13 protein-coding genes are annotated in these 22051 nt (G+C 74.2%); 8 read left to right on the top strand and 5 right to left on the bottom strand.

The features are described from left to right. The first annotated feature begins 210 nt into the window (after positions 1-210). From FE251_RS02775 to FE251_RS02765, 3 genes are all read left to right on the top strand, one after another. A complete protein-coding gene (locus FE251_RS02775) occupies positions 211-1800 on the top strand; it encodes an acyl-CoA carboxylase subunit beta (protein ID WP_139072141.1) in 1590 nt (529 codons plus the stop codon). After that, a complete protein-coding gene (locus FE251_RS02770; RefSeq protein WP_139947760.1) occupies positions 1797-2018 on the top strand; it encodes an acyl-CoA carboxylase subunit epsilon in 222 nt (73 codons plus the stop codon). Before FE251_RS02775 ends, FE251_RS02770 begins: the two co-directional genes overlap by 4 nt. A gap of 90 nt (positions 2019-2108) precedes the next feature. Further along, on the top strand, positions 2109-3617 hold the full coding sequence (locus FE251_RS02765; protein ID WP_139947758.1) for a response regulator transcription factor: 1509 nt from the start codon (positions 2109-2111) through the stop codon (positions 3615-3617). 158 nt (positions 3618-3775) lie between these two features. Here the strand turns inward: FE251_RS02765 and FE251_RS15915 are convergent, their stop codons facing one another. Next, a complete protein-coding gene (locus FE251_RS15915) occupies positions 3776-11083 on the bottom strand; it encodes a DUF5979 domain-containing protein (protein WP_139947756.1) in 7308 nt (2435 codons plus the stop codon). A 123-nt stretch (positions 11084-11206) separates the two neighbouring features. Next, entirely contained in the window at positions 11207-12091 is an 885-nt protein-coding gene (focA, locus tag FE251_RS02755) for a formate transporter FocA (protein ID WP_139947754.1), read from the bottom strand. Positions 12092-12399: 308 nt separating this feature from the next. Here focA and FE251_RS02750 point away from each other — a divergent pair, with 308 nt between their 5' ends. Further along, a complete protein-coding gene (locus FE251_RS02750; RefSeq protein ID WP_139072146.1) occupies positions 12400-14121 on the top strand; it encodes a DUF885 domain-containing protein in 1722 nt (573 codons plus the stop codon). On the opposite strand, the gene FE251_RS02745 is transcribed toward FE251_RS02750, so the two are convergent. Beyond that, positions 14118-14831 carry a DsbA family protein gene (locus tag FE251_RS02745; protein ID WP_168202632.1) on the bottom strand — a complete coding sequence of 238 codons (714 nt, stop codon included), beginning with the start codon at positions 14829-14831 and terminating at the stop codon, positions 14118-14120. The genes FE251_RS02750 and FE251_RS02745 overlap by 4 nt on opposite strands. A gap of 89 nt (positions 14832-14920) precedes the next feature. Between FE251_RS02745 and FE251_RS02740 the strand changes: the two genes are divergently transcribed. Together FE251_RS02740 and FE251_RS02735 are read left to right on the top strand one after the other, a co-directional pair. Next, positions 14921-15535, top strand: coding sequence for a Maf family protein (locus FE251_RS02740; RefSeq protein ID WP_139072222.1), 615 nt, complete (start codon positions 14921-14923; stop codon positions 15533-15535). Between the two features lie 253 nt (positions 15536-15788). Next, positions 15789-17600, top strand: a complete 1812-nt coding sequence (locus FE251_RS02735; RefSeq protein ID WP_139947752.1) for an acetyl/propionyl/methylcrotonyl-CoA carboxylase subunit alpha — start codon at positions 15789-15791, stop codon at positions 17598-17600. On the opposite strand, the gene FE251_RS02730 is transcribed toward FE251_RS02735, so the two are convergent. Beyond that, positions 17597-18517 (bottom strand): NUDIX hydrolase, encoded by a 921-nt coding sequence (locus FE251_RS02730; protein WP_230976517.1) that lies wholly within the window; start codon positions 18515-18517, stop codon positions 17597-17599. The two genes, FE251_RS02735 and FE251_RS02730, sit on opposite strands and share 4 nt — an antisense overlap. 100 nt (positions 18518-18617) lie before the next feature. Between FE251_RS02730 and dapD the strand changes: the two genes are divergently transcribed. Together dapD and FE251_RS02720 are read left to right on the top strand one after the other, a co-directional pair. Next, the gene (gene dapD / locus FE251_RS02725) at positions 18618-19565 is read left to right on the top strand and encodes a 2,3,4,5-tetrahydropyridine-2,6-dicarboxylate N-succinyltransferase (protein ID WP_139072150.1); all 948 of its coding nucleotides are present in this window, start codon (positions 18618-18620) and stop codon (positions 19563-19565) included. Then, positions 19558-20409, top strand: a complete 852-nt coding sequence (locus tag FE251_RS02720; RefSeq protein WP_139947748.1) for a hypothetical protein — start codon at positions 19558-19560, stop codon at positions 20407-20409. Before dapD ends, FE251_RS02720 begins: the two co-directional genes overlap by 8 nt. A 184-nt stretch (positions 20410-20593) precedes the next feature. Here the strand turns inward: FE251_RS02720 and FE251_RS02715 are convergent, their stop codons facing one another. Beyond that, positions 20594-21889 (bottom strand): citrate synthase, encoded by a 1296-nt coding sequence (locus tag FE251_RS02715; RefSeq protein ID WP_139072152.1) that lies wholly within the window; start codon positions 21887-21889, stop codon positions 20594-20596. Between the last annotated feature and the right edge of the window lie 162 nt (positions 21890-22051).

Genomic DNA, 22051 nt, shown 5'->3' with positions numbered 1-22051 from the left:
CAGCTCCTGCCACCAAGTCCACCGGTGACCCTCTGGGACACCCCTGCGCGCGGCGTGTCGCGCGCGTGTCGCGCAGGTGGTGGCAGGATCCGCGCGGCCGTGGGACGGCCACCGCGCGGGCCCCAATTGTAGGGCCTCCACAACGACGGCGGGGCGAAACGCACGGCACGGGCAGCGAGGAGCGCGCGGCCCCACAAGTACGCTCGCCGGGTGACCTCGCAATCGACCTCCCTCGGCACGGCCGCCAAGCTCGCCGACCTCGCCGACCGCAACGCCGAGCTCGAGCGCGCCGAGGCCGTCGCGCGCGACAAGCAGCACGCCCGGGGCAAGAAGAGCGCCCGCGAGCGCATCGAGGCGCTCCTGGACGAGGGCAGCTTCGTCGAGCTCGACGCCTTCGCCACCCACCGCTCGACCAACTTCGGCCTCGCGGACCGCAAGCCGGCCGGGGACGGCGTCGTCGTCGGGCACGGCACCGTCGACGGGCGCCAGGTGTGCATCTACTCCCAGGACTTCTCGGTCTTCGGCGGGAGCCTCGGGGAGGTGCACGGCCAGAAGATCACCAAGGTCATGGACCTCGCGCTGCGCACCGGGGTGCCCCTCGTCGGCATCTCCGACGGCGGTGGCGCGCGCATCCAGGAGGGCGTCGCCGCCCTCACCCAGTTCGCCGAGATCTTCCGCCGCAACGTCGCGGCCTCGGGGGTGATCCCGCAGATCTCCCTCATCCTCGGGCCGAGCGCGGGTGGGGCCGTCTACTCCCCCGCCCTCACCGACTTCATCATCATGGCCGACGGCACGTCGCACATGTTCATCACCGGCCCGGACGTCATCAAGGCGGTCACCGGTGAGGAGGTCGGCTTCGAGGAGCTCGGCGGGGCCGCCACCCACAACGAGCGCTCCGGCGTCGCGCACTACCTCGCCGAGGACGAGGACGACGCCATCGACTACGCGCGAGCGCTGCTCGCCTTCCTGCCCGCGAACAACCTCAGCGACCCTCCGGCGTGGCCCGCCGAGGACGAGGCGCTCGAGGTGAGCGAGGCGGACCTCGAGCTCGATGCCCTCGTCCCGGACTCCGACAACCAGCCCTACGACATGCGCACCGTCGTCGAGCACGTCCTCGACGACGGTGAGCTGCTCGAGGTCCAGGCGCTCTACGCGCCGAACGTCATCACCGCGTTCGGCCACGTCGAGGGCCGCCCGGTCGGCATCATCGCCAACCAGCCGCTGCAGATGGCCGGCACGCTCGACATCGCCGCGTCGGAGAAGGCCGCCCGCTTCGTGCGCACGTGCGACGCCTTCAACATCCCCGTCCTCACGTTCGTCGACGTGCCCGGCTTCCTCCCGGGCACCGACCAGGAGTGGAACGGGATCATCCGCCGCGGCGCCAAGCTCATCTACGCCTACGCCGAGGCGACCGTCCCGCTCGTCACGGTGATCACCCGCAAGGCCTACGGCGGGGCGTACATCGTCATGGGCTCCAAACAGCTCGGCGCGGACGTCAACCTCGCGTGGCCGACGGCGCAGATCGCGGTCATGGGGTCCGGCGGCGCCGTCAACATCCTCCAGCGGGGGGCGCTGCGGAAGGTCGCCGACGAGGGCGGGGACGTCGAGGCCGAGCGGGCGCGGCTCGTCGCCGAGTACGAGGACGCGCTCGTCAACCCGTGGGACGCCGCCGCCCGGGGCTACGTGGACGCCGTCATCGCGCCGTCGGACACCCGTGTCCAGATCGTCCGGGCACTGCGGGCGCTGCGCACCAAGCGCGCCTCGCGGCCCGCCCGCAAGCACGGGAACATCCCGCTGTGAGCGGGGACCTCAGCGCCGCGGGGCTCCGGGTCGTGCGGGGCACGCCCGACGACGTCGAGCTCGCCGCCCTCGTCGCCGGGATCGTCGCCGCGCGCGCCACCCGTGACGACGACGCGGCGGCGCCCGCGCCCGTCTCCCCGTGGGCCGACCACGCGCGCCGGCTGCGGCCCGGCCCGCTGCCCGGCCCGGGCTCCTGGCGCTGGTCGCTGCACCCGTAGCACTGTCCGACTTTGGCTCGGGCGCCCCGATGTGGTGATATCAGCGCATCCGGCGCCGTCGCGGAGGGCTGCTCGCGCAGAAGGAGAGACGTGGACCGAGGGTCGATCAGGGCGGTGCGCACACCCGCGACGGCGCGATTCCTGCCGGCGGTCGAGCGGGCCGACTGGGAACGGGCACTGAAGATCCTCGACGAGAACTGGGTGGAGATCTGGTTCGCGATCGACCCGACTGACCTGCGCAGCCTGGTGGGTGCGGCGCCGCCGGACCTCCTGTGCTCCCTCGACGGGGCCAGCTACGTCGCGCGCGCCACGGGCCACGGTGCCGTGGACGACCTGCTCGAGCCGCACGCCGTCCCGGGCCGCGACGCCACACCCGGCGAGCTCATCCGCTACATCGCCGACCTGCGCCTCCGGGGACGTCCCGTCGAGGCGCTGGCCCAGGTGCGCAGGAGCCAGGAGCTCGTCCGCGCGCAGCGGGGCGGTCTCCTCGACGGTTCCGGCGGGACGGTGGCGATGTGGCTCGTCCAGGCGGCCATCACGGCCCTGCTGGCCGGGGACGCGTCGACCGCCCGAGGCTTCTTCCTCACGGCGTGCGACGCCCACCGCCCGGACCGCTTCCCGTTCGTCGTGCGGGAGGCGACCGCCAAGCTCGCCCTGACCCACGCCCTCAGCGGGGACGTCAGGGAGGCTGCCCACCTCAACGACCGGGCGCGCAGCCTGCCCAGGACCGAGAGCTGGGTGGAGGCGATGGTGGACGACACGATCTGGCTGACCGACTACATCTGCGCCGTCGACACCCTCGACCCGAGCGCCGAGGAGCTGCGGCAGGCCCGGCCCTCCCCGCTGGCGCACCGCGAGCTGTGGCCGATCGCGCTTCAGGCGCACGTGCGGCACCTCGTGCTCACGGGTCGTCGGCGCCGGGCGGAGGAGCTGTGCGACACCGTCGCCGCGGCGGTCCCGCCGTCGGCCGGCAGCGAGGGGCTCCTGGCCACGGCGCTGCCTGATGCGCGGACCCTCATCAAGCTGCACGGTGTCCACCCGTCCGACCTGGACGGGAACGCCGCGCACACCGACGTGTCGGTGCTCGCCCACGCCGTCCACCTCTTCGCCTCCGGGCAGTACCGGGCCGTCATGCAGGTCGAGCTGCGGGCACCGCGCGACGAGCGCTGCCGCCGGGCGCTCGCCCTCCTCCGGGCACAGGCCACCATCGCCGACGGCCGGCCCGCCGAGGGCCGCCACCTGCTCCTGCAGACGGTGCACGAGGTGCTGGAGCGCCGCACCTACGGCACGCTGCGGTACCTGACGCGCGAGACTCTCGAGTCGATCGCCGACACCGACGACGGTGCCCGCGCGATCGCGCTCGTCGAGAGCGCGGCGCTGCCGTCCGTCGAGGTCCGGGCTGTCCTCGCGGCGCCGCTGTCGGAGGCGGAGATCGACGTGCTCCGCCTCCTGCGGGACGGTCTGACGAGGGAGGAGATGGCCACGCGCCTGTTCCTGTCCGTCAACACGGTCAAGACGCAGCTGCGATCGGCCTATCGCAAGCTCGGCGTCAACCGGCGCCCGGAGGCGCTGGAGAAGCTCGCCCTCCTGGAGCTGTGACGGACGACCGTCTCGTATGACGCGGTCGTGCCGGACCTGGGGCGAAGGCCCGGCACGACCGCAGTCTCCGCGACCTCACGACGACGTGGGGCCGCGGGTGGTGCGGCCGTGCCGGACCTTGGGGGGAGGCCCGGCACGACCGCGGTTCAGGGGCCGCGCTACGGGGTGGAGCCGCGGCGCCTCAGCACCACCGCGCCCAGGGCCACGAGCAGCGCGGCGATGCCCACCAGGGCGCCCACCTGGGCACCGGTCCGGACGAGGCCGGAGACCGCGTCGGCCGGCGGTGACGGCTCGACCGGGACGGCGTCGAAGGCGTTGACGACGACGGCGCGCGCCTGGCCGGGGCCGGCCGGGAGGTGGACCGCGGCGCTCGGGCCCTCGGTGGTGACCGGCTCCTGTCCCTCGACCGTCACGGTGATGGTCGTTCCGTCGGCTCCGCCGGTCAGCGTCTCGGTGAGGTGGCAGTCCGCGCCCACCGGCAGCTGGTCGTACACGGTCCGCAGCCCGTCCGCCGGGCTCAGCTCGCGCACCGCCCCGCCCGGGATCCCGACCGGCGCGGTGCGCCCGTCGACCTCCCGGGTGCAGACGAGCTCGATCTCGAACGGACCCTGCGCCCCGGCGAGGTCGCCCTGGACCTCCTTGACGACCTCGAGCGAGGTGACGTCGAAGGTGTTGGTGAGGGTGACCGCCGCTGCCTGTGGCTCGCCGTCCTCGACGGGCGGGACCGTGACCGTGCCGTCGAGGGGCGCGATCGTGGAGGAGGTCGCCCCGCCGGTCCCGGTCTCGTGCACGGTGCAGTGGGCACCGACGACGAGGTCGTCGATCCGCGCGGTGTAGCCGTTCTCCCGCGTCAGCGTGACCACGCCGTCGTTCGGCAGCGCGACGGGCTGCGTCCGGCCGTCCCAGCTGCACGCGACCTCGGCCACGAAGGGCCCCTCGCCCCACAGCTCGGCCCCGTCGCCGTCGACCACCTTGGTGATCTCCAGGGCGCCGACGTCGAAGGTGTTCGTGGCCACGACGCGCGCCTCGCTCACGGTGTCCGCCTCGGCAGGCTGCGTGATCTCGACGATGCCGTCAGCCGGCTCGAGCGTCGTCGTCGTCGCGCCGCCGGTGACCGTCTCGGCGACACCGCAGTGCGTGCCGGCCGGGAAGACTCCGAAGGAGCGGGTCTCCCCGCCGCGCAGCTCGAAGGTCTCCTCGAGCAGCACCTGGCCCTCGTAGGTGCACTCGGCGGTGAAGCCGAACGGTCCGTCCCCGTAGGTCCCGGCTCCCGCGCCGTCGACGTCCTTGGCCACCGTGAGCGTGCCCGCGCCGTAGCCGTTCACCACCGTGACCTCCGCGGGGTCGACGCCGGGGACGACGGTCGCCGAGCCGTCACCGTGGTCGGTGACGTTGTCCCCGACGACGGTGACGGTGTCGGCGTGCGAGCCGTCGGTCTCGGTGAGCAGGCACTCGGTGCCCACGGGGAGGAGGTCGTCCGGGAGGGTGAACGTCTCGCCGTCGGCGAGCGTGAACGCGAGCGTCGTCGCGCCGTCGGCCCCCAGCGGGACGGGCACCCCGGTGAGCGAGGTGCACCGGAGGGTGAAGTCGAACGGACCGAGCTTCCCGGTGGTGGCGTGCGTGTCGACGGCCTTGGTCACCGACAGGCCGGTGAACCGGTAGTCGTTGGTCACCGTGGCGACCTGGGCGGCGGGGACGTCCTGCTCGGCTCGTGTCGGGTCGGTGGGCTCGGTGAGGGTGAGCACGCCGTCCACCGGGTCGGTGGTGCGAGTGGTCTCGCCGAACTCACCGGTCTGCGCCGTCTCGGTGACCGTGCACTCGGTCTGCGGGCCGGCCCCGTAGGGGATGCCGTCGAGGCGGACCTGCTCACCGGCGGTGAGGGTCACGGTCGCGCCGGCGCCGAGGTCGAGCGGGGTGTCCCCGTTCCGGCAGCTGAGCGCGAGGGTGAAGTCCTCCGCGGCGTACGCCGCGGCGGGCCCGGTGACCTCCTTGGCGACGGCGATCGATCCGGTGCGCAGGTGGACGCCGACGGCGTTGGGCGCGAGGCGCTTGACCGCGTGGCGCCCCTGCGGGTCGACGTCGCGGTACTGGACGCCGAACTGGTTCCAGGCGAAGGACTCGTCGGCCGGGACGACGGTGGGCGCCCCGCTCGGGTCCTGCGCCGTCGCGACCACGTTGCGGGTGCGGAAGGTGACGTCGACGAGCTCCCTCGTCGTCAGCGCCCCGGAGGCCGTGGCGGTGAAGTCGAGGGAGACGCGCAGCCCGGTGACCGCGTCCCAGTCCGTCGTAGCGCCGACCGGGGTCCACGTCTCACCCGCCTGCGCGCACGGCGTGTGTGCGGAGCCTCCGGAGAGCCCGGCCCAGGTGCCCCGGCAGACGTCCGGGCTCGTGGTCGTCTCGACGACGACGGCGGTGCCGTCCGGCGCGTGGACGTCGAGGGAGTCGGCGACGAGCCGGGGGCGGTAGGTGGAGCCGCGCGAGGCGCCCGAGACGAGGAACCCGTCCCCTGCCACGGGCAGCTGGTCGAAGACCGTCATCGAGGTCACCGGGAAGGTGCCGGCGTTCTGGACGCGCAGCACCCAGTGGTCCTCACCGCCGAGCTCGCTGTGCGCCACGCAGGGCGCCCGGAAGTAGGAGCCACCGGTGGCCGTGAGCGTGGGGCTGCAGGTGGCGCCGGTCCCGGGGTGGTAGGCGCCGCCCGCGCTCGTGCCGTCGAGGGAGCCACGCACGCCCTTGACCGCGAAGAGGTTGGGGCCGGCGACGGCGTCGACGTAGTCGCGGGTCGCGCAGGAGGTGTCCCCGCCCGGCTGGTGCCAGTTGCCGCTGCCGTCGGTGTTGCCGCAGCGGTCGAGGACCTCCGCGGTGGTGACGACGACGTCGTTGAAGACCCGCCCGGCCGCAGGCTGCAGCTCGAGGGGGAGGTCGATGGTGAACGTCTCCCCCGGGGCCATCCGGTTGCCGCCCTCGGGCCAGGTGAGGACGAGGTCGGGGCCGGTGACGGCCAGGGTGACGTCCTCGGAGAGGAGGCCGCCCTCCTGGGCCGTGTAGGTCGGGGCGTCCCCGAGGTGGACGAGCTCGGCGGGCAGGGTGTCGCGCAGCTCGGTGAGGGTGAGGAACCCGGTGCCGGCGTTGGTGACGGTGATCCGGAACGGGACGCTCTCGCCGGGGTTGGCGCGCCGGTTGCCGGCGTTGGTCAGCTTGTTGACCTCGAGCTCGCGGGTGCCCTCGCTCAGGGTGAGGCGGGCGGTGGCCGGGGCCGGGGCGGAGTCCTTCCCGTCGGTCCGCAGGCTCTGCGCGGTCACCGTGTTGGCGACCGACCCGGTGAAGACGACGTCCTCGCCGGAGGCGCGGTAGGTGTCGCGCACCGCGACGGTGAACGCGGCCCGCGCCGACCAGTTCGCGGCCGGCGGCGGTGCCTGGTCGAAGTAGCCGCCGTCGGCGCGGGTGAACGCGAAGCGGATGCCCTGGACGTCGCCGTAGGCCTCGGCCGGGACGGGCAGCTCGGCGGTGGCCGCCGGGGCGCCGTCCACCCAGGCCGGGGCGCCCTGCGGGCCGAAGGGACCGTAGACGCCGACGGCGACGCGGTCCGCACCGGCGGGCAGCGACACGGCACCGAGGCCGGTGAGGTCGACGGTGTCCCAGAAGTCCGCGGAGGCGGCATGGTCCTCGAGCACGACGCGGCTGGGCGACAGCGTGCTGCGCGGGCTGGTGCCCTGGTCCGCGGCGAGCGTGACGGTCACCGGGACGTCGGGGTCGGCGAGGAGCACCTGGGCAGGGCTCACCGTCTTCGAGGGCCGGATGTTGACGTCACCGCCGGTGAGCACGACCCGGGCGGAGGCGAGGTCGCCGGTGGTGTCGCCTGGGCTGAGCACGTCGTCGTAGGACTGGGCGAAGACCCGGTTGTCGAGGTCGAGGGTCCGGGTGACGCCGAGCACGAGCGGCTCGTCGGTGCCGCGCGGGGTCGGGCGCAGCCGGGTCTCGAGGGTGAGGCCGAGCCGGTTGGCCTGGGTGATCGTCGTGCCGACGCCGGCGGCGCCGGCGTCGTGGGCCTGGAAGGTCACCGATATGCCGACGACGTCGGCGAGCGCGGCGGCGTCGAGGGCGGCCGCGGCGGTGCCGGTGTGCCGGCTCGTCGTGTAGGCCTGCCCGTCGTGGTGGAGGAGCCACACGACGGTGGCGTCGAGGTCGACCTCGTCGGCACGGCTCGCCGAGAGCGCGACCCGGGTGAGGTCGACGTACCGGAACGGGCTGTGCTCCAGCCAGTCGACGTCAGCGCCGAACGGGTCGGCGTCGGGGTCGGAGGTCTGGCAGGCGGAGACGGGCGCCGGGGCGGCGCACGGGGTGGCGGGGTCGGTGACCCGGACGTGCCCGGCGGCGGCCACGGAGGCGTTGTGGGCGGTGATCGTCCACGTCGCGGTGGGCCAGCGGTCCACCGGGGTGCCCTGCTCGGGGACGAACACCGGGGTGGCGGCGGCCACGGTCTTGCTCACGGCGACGGCCGGGCCGGGGTCGAGGACCTGGATGGTGTCGGCGTCGACGTCGCGGGCGGTGCTGCCGTCGGCGCGGGTGCCGTCGAGGGCGACGGTGTTCTCCACGGTGCCGGGGCCGGCGGTGACGTTGTAGCCGAGCTGCCCGGTGACCCAGGCGCCGGGGGCGCCGTCGTCGGTGCGGGTCCGCTCACGCAGCTGCCAGTCGAGGTCGAACCGGCGGATGGTGCTGCCGGCTCCCACCCCGCTGCCCGGCTCGGGGGCGTAGGGGTCGAAGGCCGCGCCGACCTGCTGGGCGGCCTGCCGGGCCGCGGTGTTCTCGGCCAGGGTGAGCCGGACGCCGGTCGTGGCGGCGGACTGCTCTGCCGTGAGCTGGTGGCCGACGAACCGGCCCTGCTGGACCCAGCCGCCGGCGGGGACCGGGAGGGTGCTCCAGGCGCCGCCGGTGTACAGCTCGACGGCGGTGACGTCGTCGTAGCGCAGGTACCAGCCGGTGCTGAGGGGCACGCTGCTCGCGGCGACGGGACGGACCGCGCGCAGGTCGAAGGCCTCGTAGACCGTGCCCGTGGGGGCCTGCGTGGCCGCGTCGGTGAGGGTCACGGCGGCGAAGCCCGGGGAGACGTGCCAGTGCAGCGCGGTGCCTGCGGTGTCCGCGGCCTGCGCGTGCACGGCGTCGGTGTCCCACGCCTTCTCGACGTCGAGCGCGCCGGGCCCGCCCGGGAGGGCGACGACCTCGCCGGCGGCGGCGTCGCCGTCCTCGTCGGTGAGCGGGGTGCCGCCCTCGGAGGAGCCGGCCGCGCGGACCGTCGCGGTGTTGACGTAGTCGGTGGGCCGCTGCGTCGTGCCCTCGGCCTCGAGCGCGTCGACCGGGCCGCCGCTGCGCAGCTCGCTGCGGGCGTCCAGGACGAGCACGGGCTCGACGGTGAGGTCGTTGGCGAAGCCCGCGTCGCTGTGGAAGGTCAGCCGCACACCGGTGACGTCGTCCGCGCCGGCGTCCGCGAGCGCCGCCGCGAGGTCGGGCCGGTCGAGCCGGAAGACCGTGGCGGTCTCCTGCGGGCCGTGGCCGGCGACCCGGGTCCAGGCCTCGCCGTCGCGCACCTCGAGGGTGAGCACGGCCCCGGCGGGCACCTGGGTGGGGGCGACGGCGACGAGGTCGAAGGCGTCCCAGAACTCGGCGTCGCCCGTGCCCAGGACGTCCTCGAGGACGATGTCGTGGAGGACGGCGCGGTCGGTGGCGGTCCCGGTGGCGCGCAGGGTGACGAAGGCCGTCCCGCCGGGCTCGACGGGCGAGGCCGGTCGGACCTGCTTGTCGAGCGTGACGCCGACGGCGGGGGTGATGACGGTGAGCCGGTCGAGGTCCGAGGCCGTGGCGCTCGTCCCGTTGGCGGCCGTCGCGGTGGTCGTGACGGTGTTGGTGAGGGTCGTGCGCGCCGCCTCGCCGGCGGCGGCCTCGGTGGTGCCGATGACGAAGCTCGCGGTCGCGGTCGCGGCCTCCTCGATGGCGTTGCCGGGGGCCGTGTAGACGAGCTCGAAGCCGGAGACGGGCGTCGCCGGCGCCGCCGGCGTCTCCCCGCGGGCGAACGGCTGCTCGACCGGGCCGCCGCCGGCGAGCGGGTGGTAGACCACGACCGCGTCGGTCGCGCCGGCGGGCCAGGTCGGCGCCTGCGTGAAGCCACCGAAGGTGACGTCCGCGGTGAAGAAGCCGGTGTCGGCGAGGCGCAGCTCGGCCACCGGGGAGGCGGTGTTGGTCACGCTCAGCGTCCCGGTCGCGCTCTCCCCGCCGGTCACCGTCCGCGGCTCGATGTTCTTCTCGGTCGTGACCGCGAGCGCCGCGGGCACGACGTCGTAGCGGGCGCCTGCCTCCTTCGTCACGGTCCGGTCGTGCTCGAGGGACGTCGCGGTGGCGGTGACGACGTTGGCCACGCCGGAGGGCGCCGTCGACAGGTCGGCGCCGCCGTCGCGGTGGGTGGCGCGCTGCGCGAGCGTGAGGTCGACGGCGGCGAGGTCGCGGGGGGCGACGGCGCCGGCGTAGGAGAACCGCAGGCCCGCGACGTCGGCGGCGTCCACACCGGTGGGCAGGGCGGGAGCGGGGAGCGGGGCCCCGGTGACCCACCGCCAGGCGCCGGCCTCGTCCTGGACGTACGCGTCGACCTGGACCTGCGTGCCGGCGGGCACCGTCGCGGCTCCGAACCCGGTGAAGTCGGTGATGGTGAAGGGGTTGGAGGCGGCGAGCGCGGTGGCGCCCTCGGGGGCGTCCGCGGGCTCCTGCAGGGTGAGGGCGTCCAGGGGCACGTTGGAGAGGCTGGTGACGGCCAGGGAGACCGTCGAGGTGCTGCCGGGCGCGAAGTCCTGCGGGCTGGGGCCCCACGTCTTCGTCGGGGCGAGGTCGACGACGGCCGGCACGGACAGCCGCACGGGGGCGGACGCCTCGCCGGACAGCGAGTTGCTCGCCGTCGTGCGGGCGGTGTTGACGATCTCGAGCTCGCGCGGGGTGAGGTCGTCCGGCACGCGGAGCGCGAGCTGGACGGTGAACGTCCGGCCGTTCTGCAGGCCGACGCCGTCCGGGGTGGTGACGTCGCCGGTGAAGTCGACGACGAGCCGGGTGTCGGGGCCGACGACGTCGGGCTGCGCGACCGGACGCCCGCCCTCGGTCCATTCGACGGTGCGCGGGAGGGTGCTCTCACCGGGGGTGGTGGTGACGCCCTGGAGCCGGAAGCCGGCGAGCTCGGCGGGCAGCGTGTCGGTGAGCTGCGCGTCGAGGCAGGACTGCTCGGAGCACTGGACCTGGACGCTGTAGGTGAAGGTCTGCCCGGGGGCGAGCTGGTAGGGCTCGGCCGCCTTGGTCACCTCGAGGTACTGGGCCTGCGCGGCGACCGGCGTCGCCAGCGCCCCCACGGCGGGCAGCGCCACGGCGAACGCGGCGAGGACCGCCCAGACCTTCCGACGACCCTGACGCCTCCGCCGACGACGCTCGTCCACTGCTACCCGCTTCCGCCCGGTTCCCGGGCGCGCGAACACACGCCCACTGCGACTTTCGCAGGAGCGGGGCGTACTAAAGGACGAGAGGCCGGGTTTTCACCCCGCCGTTCACCCTCGGCGGCGTCAGCAGCCGGTGGTGAGGGCCTCCGGCCGGGGACGCTCGAGGTAGCGGAAGATCGTCCAGTACATGATCCCGACCATGACGCCGCCGCCGACGATGTTGCCGAGCGTGACGGGCAGCAGGTTGTCCACGAGGAACGAGCCCCACGTGAGGTCGGCGAAGTCGGCCGGGACCAGGCCGGTGCTGCTCCAGAACTCCGGGCCCGCCTGACCCTTGATGAGGATGCCGAGCGGGATCATGAACATGTTGGCGACCGAGTGCTCGAAGCCCGCGGAGACGAACAGCGCGATGGGCAGGGTGAGGGCGAGGATCTTGTCCGTCGCCGTCCGCCCGGAGTAGGCCGCCCACACCGCCAGGCACACCATGAGGTTGCACAGGATGCCGAGCACCAGGGCCTCGAGGAACGGGTGGCTCACCTTGGCCTGCGCCGTGTCCAGGACGACAGCGCCCCACCCGCCGTCGGCGGACTGCCACGTCCCGGCGAGGTAGACGAGGGCGGCGATCACCAGCGCGCCGATGAAGTTCGCGACGTAGACCACGCCCCAGTTGCGCAGCAGCTGGGTCCACGTGATCCGACCGCTCGCGCGGGCGGTGAGCGTGAGGGTCGAGCTGGTGAAGAGCTCGGCCCCGGTGAGCACGACGAGGACGATGCCGGTGGAGAAGACGAGCCCGCCCAGGAGCCTGGCCACACCCCACGGCATGTCCTGCGCGCCGACCTGCGTCGTGGTGAAGAAGACGAACCCGAGAGCGATGTAGCCCCCGGCGGTCAGCCCGAGGAGGAAGGACTTCAGCGGCCGGTTCGTCGCCTTGGCGACGGAGGAGTCCTCCGCCACCCTCGCCATCTGCGCCGGGCTGAGGAGGACGTGGCTGTCGGGGGTGACGGTCATGAGCGCCTTCCGGGTGGTGGGGTGGTGGGGTGGTCTGCGGCCAGACCCGGCGGCGTCGGTCTGTGGGGCACCGACCGCCGCCCTGGCGTGGCCCTCGAGGCACCGCACTCTCCCATGCTCCCCGCGCCGCCCTCCCCCGTGCTGGGACCATGTTCCCCGGCGCCGCGGGACGAGCGCCACGCACGCCCGCAGGCACGCGGGTTCACCCCGCCTCACCCCGCCCCCCGCAGAATGTGACCTGGCCCTCAGTCCCAGCGCCGTGAGCCGCGGACTCACGCACGGTCCGCGCTCCGATACGCTCCGAAATCGTGATCGACAATCCGCGGGAAGCCACCAGGATCGACGCGACGGCCGAGGACTACGTCCAGCGGCTGGCTGCCCTCGACCCGTTGGCGGCGACCTCCCTCGGACTACCCGGGCACGAGGACGAGCTGCCCGACCTCTCGCCCCGCGGCCACCTCGCCCGCGCGGAGGCAGCCATGGAGGCCGTCGCCCACCTCACCGAGCTCGAGGCCGCCGACGAGGTCGACGTCGTGACGATGGCGGCGATGAGCGAGCGGCTCGGGCTGGACGCCGAGCTCTACATGTCCGGCGAGGTGGGTCGCCAGCTCAACGTCATCCACTCCCCCGTGCAGAACCTGCGCGACGTCTTCGACCTCATGCCGACGGACACGACCGAGCACTGGGAGTCCATCGGCCGCCGGATGACGGCCCTGCCCGACGCCCTCGCCGGCTACCAGGAGTCCCTGCGCGCGGCGGCCGTGGACGGCAAGGTCGCGGCGCGGCGGCAGATCGAGGCGTGCATCGCGCAGGCGGAGGAGCTCGCGGACGAGAGCACCTCGTTCTTCACGACGTTCGTCGCCGGGGCCCGCCCCGACGGCTCCGAGCCGTCCGGCGCGCTCGCCGACCTCCTCACCACCGGGGCCGCCGAGGCACGCCGCGCCTACGGGGAGCTGTCCCAGATGCTGCGCCGCGAGCTCGCCCCCAAGGCGGGCACCCGCGACGGCGTGGGCCGCGAACGCTACGAGCTGTGGTCGCGCTACTTCCTCGGCGCCACCGTCGACCTCGACGAGACGTACGAGTGGGGGTGTGAGGAGCTCGCCCGCGTGACCGCCGAGCAGAACGCGGTGGCGGCGCGGCTGTACGGACCGGGCACGACCCCCGCCGAGGCGATGGCCCGGCTCGACGCCGACCCCGCACGCCGGCTGCGCGGCACCGACGCGCTCCAGGCGTGGATGCAGGAGACCTCCGACCGCGCCGTCGCCGAGCTGGCCGACACCCACTTCGACATCCCCGAGCCGGTCCGCCGCCTCGAGTGCCGCATCGCCCCCACCCAGACGGGCGGGATCTACTACACCGGCCCGAGCGCGGACTTCTCCCGCCCCGGCCGGATGTGGTGGTCGGTGCCGCCGGGCGTCACCGAGTTCGCCACGTGGCGTGAGCTCACCACCGTCTACCACGAGGGCGTTCCGGGCCACCACCTCCAGATCGCGCAGACCGCCTACCGCTCGGACCTGCTCAACACGTGGCGGCGCCTGGCCTGCTGGGTGAGCGGGCACGGCGAGGGCTGGGCGCTGTACGCCGAGCGGCTCATGGCCGACCTCGGCTACCTCGACGACCCCGCCGACCACCTCGGCATGCTCGACGGGCAGCGACTGCGGGCCGCGCGTGTCGTCCTCGACATCGGCGTCCACCTCGGCAAGCGGGCACCGGAGGACCTCGGCGGCGGCACGTGGGACGCGCTCAAGGCGTGGGAGTTCCTCAAGGCCAACGCGAACATGGCCGAGGGGTTCCTCGCCTTCGAGCTCGACCGGTACCTCGGGTGGCCCGCGCAGGCGCCGTCCTACAAGGTCGGCCAGCGGCTGTGGGAGCAGATCCGCGACACTTCCGCGCAGGAGGCGCGCGCCCGGGGCGAGGAGCTCGACCTCAAGGCCTTCCACCGGCGCGCGCTCGACGTCGGGTCGGTCGGGCTGGACGTCCTGCGCTCGACGCTCGTCCGCCGCCCGGACGCCCCCGCCTCCCGGCGCTAGTCGGTCACGGCCTCCCGCACGAGCTCGAGGGTCTGCTCGTGGGTCTCCCCGCCGACGAGCTCGCCGTCGACCCACACCTGCGGGATGTAGTTGACACCGGCGGCCGCGGCCTGCGCCGTCGCCGCGTCCACCCAGTCGCTGTAGGCGAGGGACTCCAGCGCCGCGACGTCGGCCTCGTCGAGGTCCGCGCCGGCCTCGCGCGCGGCCGCGACCAGCTGCTCGTCGGTGATCTCCTCGGTCGTCGTCGACGGCTGCATGTCCAGGAGCGCGTCCTGGACGGCCGGCCACGCCTCGGGGTCGACGTCAGCGACGAGAGCGAGGAGGTTCGCCCCCCGCGTGGAGAAGGCGTGCGTCGTGCGCGGGCCGAGGTAGTCGACGACGGTGACCTCGACGGCGACGTCCGAGCCCTGCGCCCACTCCTCGACGTCCCCGGCCATGAGGTCGTGGAGCTGCTGGCAGTGGGGGCAGTTGAGGTCCTGGTAGACGTGGACCCGCTCGGGCGCGTCGGGGTCGCCGAGGATGACGGAGGAGTCGGTGACGGTGACGTCCCCGGTGGTGCCGGTGGCCGGGGTGCGCTGCTCGGTGGCGACCGTCGTCGTACTGTCGGAGGCCGGCTCCTCCGCGTCGCCGCACCCCGCGAGGAGCAGGGCCGCGGCGGCGGCGACGACGAGCCCCGTGCGGGGGCGGCGCGAGATCGCTGAACGCTTCATGCTCTCCATGGTCGCACCTGGCACCGAGGTGCGGCGGGGACGTTCTACCTTCCGCGCGGGTGGGGCCGGCCCGATCTCCCGTACGCTCACTGCCCGTGAGACTCCTCCTGGCCTCGGCCTCCCCCGCCCGCCTCGCGACCCTCCGGGCCGCCGGCCTCGACCCCGACGTCCAGGTCTCGGAGGTCGACGAGCCCGCGGTGCTGCGCGACGCCGAGCCGGGCACGAGCCCGGCGGACCAGGTGCTCCTGCTCGCCCGGGCCAAGGCCCGCGACGTCGCGGGCGACGTGAGCGACGCCGTCGTCGTCGGCTGCGACTCCATGCTCGAGCTCGACGGCGAGGTCCACGGCAAGCCCGCCGACGCGCAGGAGGCGGTGGCCCGCTGGCGGCGGATGCGTGGGCGCTCCGGCGTCCTGCACACCGGCCACTGGCTCGTCGACCGGCGCTCCGGTGCCGGCGCCGAGACCGGCGGCGTCTCCTCCACCACCGTCCACTTCGCCGACCTCGACGACGCCGAGATCGAGGCCTACGTCGCGACCGGGGAGCCGCTCGCGGTCGCCGGGGCGTTCACCGTCGACGGCCTGGGAGGGCCCTTCGTCAGCCGGATCGAGGGTGACCACCACGGCGTCGTCGGGCTGAGCCTGCCGCTCCTGCGCACCCTGCTCGCCGAGCTCGGCGTCCGGCTCACCGACCTCTGGCGGCGCTGACCTTCCCGAAGACCTGCCGGGGCCGGGGCGCAGTTGTCGGCCCGGCACAGACCGGGCCGGGCGACCGGCACCCTCCGGCACCGCGGACGTGCCCGTTTTGTAGGGTCGGCACAAGCCGCTCCTGGGCTGGTTGCTCCTGCCGACAGACTTCGGCGGCAGGGCGGGTGGCGAATAGGACCGCACGCGCCGGGCGGATACCGTGAGGCGGTCCGGGCAGCGCGCGCCCGGGTACCGGCGAGCAGATCGGAGCATCATGACGAGCACCTCTGGAGGGTCGCCGACCCGGCGCCCGTTGACGAAGGTGCTCATCGCCAACAGGGGCGAGATCGCGGTGCGGATCGCCCGTGCGTGCACGGACGCGGGCCTGGCCAGCGTCGCCGTCTACGCCGAGCCGGACCGCGACGCCCTCCACGTGCGGCTGAGCGACGAGGCCTTCGGTCTCGGCGGCTCCCGCGCGGCAGAGACCTACCTCGACGCCGCCAAGCTGCTCGACGTCGCCCGCCGCAGCGGCGCCGACGCCGTCCACCCCGGCTACGGCTTCCTCTCCGAGAACGCCGAGTTCGCCCAGCAGGTCATCGACGCCGGACTCACCTGGATCGGCCCGCCGCCCGCCGCGATCCGCGCGCTCGGTGACAAGGTGAGCGCCCGGCACATCGCCCACGCCGCCGGTGCCCCGCTCGTCGCCGGCACCCCGGACCCGGTCGAGTGCGCCGAGGAGGTCCTCGCCTTCGCCGACGAGCACGGCCTGCCGGTGGCGATCAAGGCCGCCCACGGCGGTGGCGGACGCGGCCTCAAGGTCGCCCGCACCCGCGAGGAGGTCCCCGAGCTCTTCGACTCCGCCGTCCGCGAGGCCAAGGCGGCCTTCGGTCGCGGCGAGTGCTTCGTCGAGCGCTTCCTCGACCGCCCCCGCCACGTCGAGACCCAGTGCCTCGCCGACGAGCACGGCACCGTGGTCGTCGTCTCCACCCGCGACTGCTCCCTCCAGCGGCGCCACCAGAAGCTCGTCGAGGAGGCCCCCGCGCCGTTCCTCACCGCCGAGCAGGACGACCTGCTGCGCACGGCGTCCGTCGCGATCATGAGCGAGGCGGGCTACGTGGGCGCCGGGACGTGCGAGTTCCTCATCGGGGCCGACGGCACGATCTCCTTCCTCGAGGTCAACACCCGCCTGCAGGTGGAGCACCCGGTGACCGAGGAGGTCACCGGCATCGACCTCGTGCGCGAGCAGCTGCGCATCGCCGCCGGGGAGCCGCTCGGCTACACCGAGGTGTCCACCCGCGGCCACAGCATCGAGTTCCGGCTCAACGGGGAGAACCCGGGCGCCGGCTTCCTGCCCTCCCCCGGCACGATCTCCGCCCTCACCTGGCCCGGCGGCCCGGGCGTCCGGGTGGACACCGGTGTGTGCGCCGGCGACACGGTCTCCGGGGCGTTCGACTCCATGCTCGCCAAGCTCGTCGTCACCGGCGCCGACCGCCGCCAGGCGCTCCAGCGCGCCCGGCGCGCACTGCGCGAGCTGGAGATCACCGGCATCCCCACGGTGCTGCCCTTCGCCCGCGCCGTGCTCGACGCACCGGAGTTCGCCGCCGAGGACGCCGCCTCCTTCGCCGTCCACACGACGTGGATCGAGAGCGACTTCGCCGAGCGCCTCACCGCGCTCACCACCCCCCACCACCCGAGCGCGACGAGCCCGGACAGCGCCGAGGACGCCACCGAGCGCGTCGTCGTCGAGGTGGGCGGCAAGCGGCTGGAGGTCGTCCTGCCCGCCGGGCTGGGCATCGGGGCCGGACGCGGTGGCCGCGGCGCCGTGCGCCGACCCGCACGGCGCAGCGCCCCGCGCCCCACGAGCAACGGGGCGCTCACCTCCCCGATGCAGGGCACGATCGTCAAGGTCGCCATCGAGGACGGCGCGACCGTCGACCCCGGCGACCTCGTCGTCGTGCTCGAGGCGATGAAGATGGAGCAGCCGCTCGTCGCCCACCGGGCCGGGCGGGTGCGCGGCCTGGCCGCCGCCGTCGGCCAGACGGTCTCCGCGGGCAGCGTCATCTGCGAGATCGACGAGCCCGTCTAGCGCAGCACGAGCCGCGGGCCCACCGTCCGCGCGCCGGCGACCTCGACGCGTCGCCGCAGCTCGCGGTCCGACGTCACGACGACGACGTCCGCGCCCTGCCGCACGTGCCGCTGCGCCTCGGCGAGGATCGTCTCGTCGCCCTCACCGGGTGCGTCGACCACGGTGAGCGCGCCGAGGCCGCCGCCGCCCGGCAGCCCGGGCACACCGCGGGCGCGCCCCTCGGCGACGAGGACGACGTCGGGGTACCACGCGTGCCCGGGCAGCCCGAGACCGTCGGCCGGCAGCCCGTCGCGCGCGAGGGCGGCCAGCCCGTCGCGCAGGCGCACGGTGGCCGCGGCCCGGTCGCGCCACCAGCCGTCGGGGCGGGCGCCCATGGTGTTCGCGCCGTCGACGACGAGGACGAGCCGCCGCCCGAGGAGCCCGGAGAGCGCAGGCAGCGCGTCGGCGAAGGCGGGCAGGAGCGGGCGCTCGCGCACCGCCTCCTCCTCGACCCAGGCGACCGCGAGGCTCTCCGGGTCGCTCACGCGCGGCGTGAGGTCCGCGGACGCCTCGGCGACGACGGTCGTGTACGTCCAGTCACCGTGGTCCAGCCGGTGGCTCGCCCGCACCCGGACGTCCGCCGGGAGGATCCCGGCCTCCTCGCACGCCTCACGCAGCGCCGCCGCCACGTCCGTCTCCCCCGGGTCGATCGCCCCGCCGGGCACGCCCCACGTGCCACCGTGGTGGCTCCACGTCGCCCGGTGCTGCAGGACGACCTCGTGGCTCCCGGCCGGCTCACCGCCGTCCTGCGCGGGCAGCCGGCGCCACAGCAGCAGGCCGGCCGCCCCGTACCGGCCCCAGTGCCGGGCCCCGCAGCGGCACTCGACCCAGCCGTCGCCGGTGTGCCCCGAGGGGCGGGCGGGGGTGGGCTCGGGCACCGGCCCAGCCTCGCACACCGTCGCCCGGTGGCCGGTGAGGCGGCGCACACCAGGTGGGCAGGGTTCACGGCCCCGGCGCGCGCGCTCGTAGGCTGGTCCCATGACTCTCGCGTACGGCACCGGCCTTGCCACCGTGACCGATGACGGCACCGTCCTGGACGTCTGGTACCCCCGTCCCGCTCTCCGGGGGGAGGAGGGCACGGCCACCCCGGCCGAGACCGCCCTGCCCGTGGCCGAGCGGCGCGACGAGGCGCGCGGGGTCACGACCAAGGTCATCACCGCGGAGATCGACCTCGCCGAGCCGCCGCGCAGCACGGTCGACGCCTACCTGCGCCTCCACCTGCTCTCCCACCGCGTCGTGCGGCCCAACACGCTCAACCTCGACGGGATCTTCGGCGTCCTGCCCAACGTCGTGTGGACCTCGGCCGGCCCGTGCGCCGTCGAGGGCTTCGACGCCACCCGGGTGCGGCTGCGCGCCCGTGACGGCCACCTCACCGTGCACGGCGTCGACAAGTTCCCGCGGATGACCGACTACGTCCTCCCCGAGGGCGTGCGGATCGCCGACGCCTCCCGGGTGCGCCTGGGCGCCTACCTCGCCCCCGGCACCACCGTCATGCACGAGGGCTTCGTCAACTTCAACGCCGGCACCCTCGGCCGGTCGATGGTCGAGGGCCGCATCTCCCAGGGCGTCGTCGTCGGTGACGGCACCGACGTCGGCGGCGGTGCCTCGATCATGGGCACCCTGTCCGGCGGCGGGCAGGAGCGCATCACGATCGGCGAGCGCTGCCTGCTCGGCGCGAACAGCGGTCTGGGGATCTCCCTGGGCGACGACTGCGTGGTCGAGGCGGGCCTGTACGTCACCGCGGGCACGAAGGTCACCGTCCTGCCCGCGCCCGGCTCGGGGGCGTCCTCGCCGACGATCGTCGCCGCGCGTGAGCTCTCCGGCCGCGACCAGCTGCTGCTGCGCCGCCACTCGGTCACCGGCGCCGTCGAGGCGGTCGCCCGCACGGGCACGGGGGTCACGCTCAACGACGCGCTCCATGCGTAGGAGGCTTGTCCGGGGGACCCTCACCGTCGTCACCCTGGTCGTCGTCGCCGTCGCCGCGGTCGCGGCACTGCTCACCTGGGCCGTGCCGGACCAGGTGAGCGAGACGTGCGTCGTCGCGCTCGAGGACGGCACGCGCCACGCGCTGGACGCCGACCAGGCGGACAACGCCGCCCTGATCACCGCCGTCACGGTCCGCCGCGGGCTGCCCGCCCGGGCTGCCACCATCGCGCTCGCGACGGCGGTCCAGGAGTCCAAGCTGCGCAACATCGACTACGGGGACCGCGACTCCCTGGGCCTGTTCCAGCAGCGCCCCTCCCAGGGCTGGGGCACGCCCGAGCAGGTCATGGACCCCCTGTACTCGACGAACGCGTTCCTCGACGGCCTCGTCACCGTGCCCGGGTACACCGAGCTGCCGGTCACCGAGGCCGCCCAGGAGGTCCAGCGCTCCGCGTTCCCCGACGCCTACGCCGACCACGAGCCGGAGGGCCGTGCCTTCGCCTCCGCGCTCACCGGGAACTCGACCGCCGCCCTCACCTGCCGGCTGCCGATGCCCGAGGAGCCGGGCGACGTCGCGGCCGCCGTCACCGAGCGGCTCGCCCGGGACTTCGGGATCGAGGCGCAGACGGACGGTACGGGCGTCGTCGTGGATCCCACGCACCTCGGGGAGGACGGCGAGCGGCTCGCCTGGGCCCTGGCCCACTGGGCCGTCGCCACGGCCACGAGCACCGGTGCGACGACCGTCGAGGTCGCCGGGCACGTCTGGGACCGCGCCGCAGGCAACGACGCGGCGTGGGAGCGGACCGGGATGCCCGCCACCACCCCCGCCGTCGTCCGCATCTCCTGACCAGCCTGCCGGCGCCCACTGGGCGCACCGCCCGCCCCCGGCCCGCACTCCCCTCCACGCCCAGGTCGCCGGGCGGCGCGGCGGGGCGGCCGCGCCCCGCACCCCCGGCGCGACATGCGGGACGCCCCGGCGTCCGGGTCTCGGGAGAGAGCCGGACGCCGGGGCGTCGTCGTGCGGGAGCGGGTCAGCGCTCGGAGATGTCCGTGTACTGACGCTCGGTCTCGCCGATGTACACCTGGCGGGGACGGCCGATCTTCGTCGCCGGGTCGGTGATCATCTCGCGGTACTGGGCGATCCACCCGGGCAGGCGGCCCAGGGCGAACAGCGGGGTGAACATCTGGGTGGGGAAGCCCATGGCCTTGTAGATGAGGCCGGTGTAGAAGTCGACGTTCGGGTAGAGCTTGCGCTCGACGAAGTAGTCGTCGTTGAGCGCGATCTCCTCCAGGCCCATCGCGATCTCGAGCAGCTCGTCGGACTTGCCGAGCTTGCCGAGCACCTCGTGCGCCGCCTCCTTGACGATGGCCGCACGCGGGTCGTAGTGCTTGTAGACCCGGTGGCCGAAGCCCATGAGGCGGACGCCGTCCTCCTTGTCCTTCACCCTGCGCATGAAGTCGTCGACGCCGCCACCCTCGGCCTGGATCTTGCCGAGCATGTCGAGCACGGCCTCGTTGGCGCCGCCGTGCAGCGGGCCGGACAGCGCGCCGACCCCGGCGGCGATCGAGGCGTAGATGTTCGCGTGCGAGGAGCCGACCATGCGCACCGTGGAGGTGGAGCAGTTCTGCTCGTGGTCGGCGTGGAGGATGAGGAGCATGTCCAGCGCCTTGACCAGCGCGGGGTCGACGTCCTCCTGGTAGGGCAGCGCGAACGTCATGCGCAGGAAGTCCTCGACGTAGCTCTTCGAGGCGTCCGGGTAGAGCAGCGGCAGGCCGGTGGCGCGCTTGGCGATGTAGGCGATCATCGTCGGCACCTTGGCCATGAGGAGCACCGTGGCGGTCTCCAGCTGGTGCGGGTCCTTCGGGTCCAGCGTGTGCTGGTAGTACGTCGCGAGCGCGGAGATCCCGGCCTGGAGGACGGCCATCGGGTGACCGTTGCGCGGGAAGGCGGTGAAGAACTCCTTGAAGTCCTCGTGGAGGATCGTGTGCCGCTTGATCCGGCGGGTGACGGCGTCGAGCGTCTCCTCGTCGGGGAGCTCGCCGTAGATGAGCAGGTAGGCGGTCTCGAGGAAGGAGGAGTTCTTCGCGAGCTGGTCGATCGGGTAGCCGCGGTAGCGCAGGATCCCCTCGTCGCCGTCGATGTAGGTGATCGCCGACTCCGTCGACGCGGTGTTCATGAAGCCCGGGTCGAGCGTGACGAGCCCGGTCTCCTTGAGCAGCGAGGCGATCTTCACCCCGTCGTTGCCCTCTCGCGCCGGGACGCGTTCGAACTCGACCCGCTTGCCATCGACGTCGAACTGCGCCGGGGTGAGAGTGGCCTCGGACATAGGGGGTGCCTCCTCAGGCGTCGGACTCCGGGCGCTCGTGGCGCCCGTGACCGCCGCACCGTCGAGGCGGAGGCCCCATCGGTCCGCACGGTCTGGTCAATTTGTTCCATATGAAGGGTAAACCATGACGCGCAGTGGTCCTGCCGGGCGTCACCCGGGTGC

Source organism: Georgenia wutianyii, assembly GCF_006349365.1.
Lineage (GTDB): Bacteria > Actinomycetota > Actinomycetes > Actinomycetales > Actinomycetaceae > Oceanitalea > Oceanitalea wutianyii.
The sequence above is the reverse complement of the archived record's forward strand: the minus strand, read 5'-3'. Positions and strand labels throughout refer to the sequence as shown.